At 67.2% G+C, this 1,855-nt stretch carries 3 protein-coding genes; 2 read left to right on the top strand and 1 reads right to left on the bottom strand.

Translation table 11 applies throughout. The features are described 5' to 3' along the window. Positions 1–42: 42 nt before the first annotated feature. Positions 43–1,011, bottom strand: a complete 969-nt coding sequence (locus ACGKZZ_RS17175) for a hypothetical protein (protein WP_411224741.1) — start codon at positions 1,009–1,011, stop codon at positions 43–45. A 126-nt stretch (positions 1,012–1,137) separates the two neighbouring features. On the opposite strand from ACGKZZ_RS17175, the gene ACGKZZ_RS17170 reads away from it, so the two are divergent. Both ACGKZZ_RS17170 and ACGKZZ_RS17165 read left to right on the top strand, forming a co-directional pair. Beyond that, positions 1,138–1,350, top strand: a complete 213-nt coding sequence (locus tag ACGKZZ_RS17170) for a DUF2945 domain-containing protein (RefSeq protein ID WP_411224740.1) — start codon at positions 1,138–1,140, stop codon at positions 1,348–1,350. Then, positions 1,347–1,855, top strand: a 509-nt coding sequence (locus ACGKZZ_RS17165) for a DUF488 family protein (RefSeq protein ID WP_411224739.1), incomplete at its 3' end; no start/stop codon positions are given. The genes ACGKZZ_RS17170 and ACGKZZ_RS17165, both read left to right, overlap by 4 nt.

Genomic DNA, 1,855 nt, shown 5'->3' with positions numbered 1-1,855 from the left:
GCGCTTCGCGCCTCCCCCGAGGTATTTTGAACCGGAGAAGCCTTACTCCGGCCAGACCGGCAGGCGGCGTGCATAGGGCAGGAAGGCCTTGCCGGTCTCATGGGCGACGCGCGCGATCAGCGCGACCTCGTCCTGGAGCGTGTCGGGGTTGGGGCAGGGCCGGCCCGCGACGCGCTCGGGCACCGGGCCAAGATCGAGCCCGCGACCCCCAAGCGCGGCGCGGTCGGGGCCAAAGAGATGGGCCACCAGCGCGGCGGTGTCGGGGCCGGTTTCGAACCTCCCGCGAAAGCTCTCGCGCAGCTCGGCATAGGCGCCGAACTCGTCGGGGATGGGATGGGCATGGGCCTCCTCGTAGCTCATCACGTGGTTGAGCAGGCGCTTGAAGAACAGCAGGTTGCCCGAGATCGACAGGTTGCTGTCGGCACCGGGCATGGCGATCCCGTCCACCCCGCCCATCCGGGCCAGGAAATCGGCCCGGATGTCGCCGCCGGGGAATGCCTCGCGGCGGAACGGGCGCAGGGTGATGGCATCCGCGCCATAGACCTCTTCCCAGCCCTTGAGGAACTGCGTGAAGGGCTGCGGGAACAGCCGGATGTAGTCGTCAAAGCTGGCCGTCAGGTTGCGCTCCTGCACCGCCTGCGCGTACCAGCTGGCCAGATAGGAGAGATGTTCGCGCAGGTAGAGCACGATGCGGGTTTGACCGGGCGGAAACAGCGTCGCGGCGGCCTGTGGCGGGACGTTGCGGAAGAAGAGCTCCGAGGAGATCACCACGCGCTGCGCCGGATCGGCGATGGCTTGGGCGAAACGGCTGCGCCAGCCGGGGGCCAGCCCGCGCGTCGGGTGGCCTGCCAGCGCATAGGCGAGCGGGTGATGGGCGCAATGGTTCAGGTGGAACTCGGGATAGAGCCAGCCTTCGCGCGCCAGCGCCGGGGCGTTCAGCGCCAGCATCCGCTGGATCGAGGAGGTGCCGGTCTTGTTGGCACCGATATGAAGCAGGAAGCGGGGTGTCATGGGCGGCAGGATAGCGGAGCGGAGAGACAGGCGCACTTCGCCGGATCTGGTGAGGATGCCGGAACAGGCGGCGGGGCGCTGCGTTTGTCAGGCAGACCTGCCTTTTCAACCGAAAGCGAGGATGTCATGGCCAAATTCAGCAAGGGCGATCACGTTAGTTGGAATTCCGAAGCCGGGCGCGTCAGCGGCCATATCACCAAGATCCACGAACAGGATTTCGACTACAAGGGCCACACGCGGCGGGCCTCCAGGGAGGAGCCGCAATACGAGATCGAGAGCGACAAGACCGACCATATCGCCGCCCACAAGGAAAGCGCGCTGACCAAGCTGTCTTCGTGAGCGGCGCGGGGGTCTTTACCATCGGCCATTCCAACCGGGCGCCGCAGGTGGTGGTGGACATGCTGCGCGAGGCCGGGGTGCGGCTTCTGGTCGATGTGCGCTCGTTCCCGAAATCGCGCAGCAATCCGGAATTCAACGACGACCGGTTTCCGGGCATGCTGGCTGCGCATCAGATCGGCTATCGGCACATGCTGGCGCTTGGCGGGCGGCGCCCGAAACAGCCCGGCGTGGACCCCGAGGTGAACGCCTTCTGGCGGGTGCGCAGTTTCCAGAACTACGCCGATTACGCGATGGGCGCGGAGTTCCAGGCGGCGTTTCGGGAATTGCTGGATTTGTGCGCGGAGCGACCCCTGGCGCTGATGTGCGCCGAGGCGGTCTGGTGGCGCTGCCACCGGCGTATCATCACCGATTACCTGCTGCTGCACGGGGTCGCGGTGACGCATCTGATGGCGCCGGGGCGCATGGAGGCCGCGCGCCCGACAGAGGCGGCGCGGCTGCGCGAGGA

This window comes from Marivita sp. S2033 (assembly GCF_046592965.1).
GTDB lineage: Bacteria > Pseudomonadota > Alphaproteobacteria > Rhodobacterales > Rhodobacteraceae > Marivita.
The sequence above is the reverse complement of the archived record's forward strand: the minus strand, read 5'-3'. Positions and strand labels throughout refer to the sequence as shown.

Coding starts and splice junctions, on each gene's coding strand:
- ACGKZZ_RS17175 (WP_411224741.1), bottom strand. CDS start 1,011: ATGACACCCCGCTTCCTGCTTCATATCGGTGCCAACAAGACCGGCACC.
- ACGKZZ_RS17170 (WP_411224740.1), top strand. CDS start 1,138: ATGGCCAAATTCAGCAAGGGCGATCACGTTAGTTGGAATTCCGAAGCC.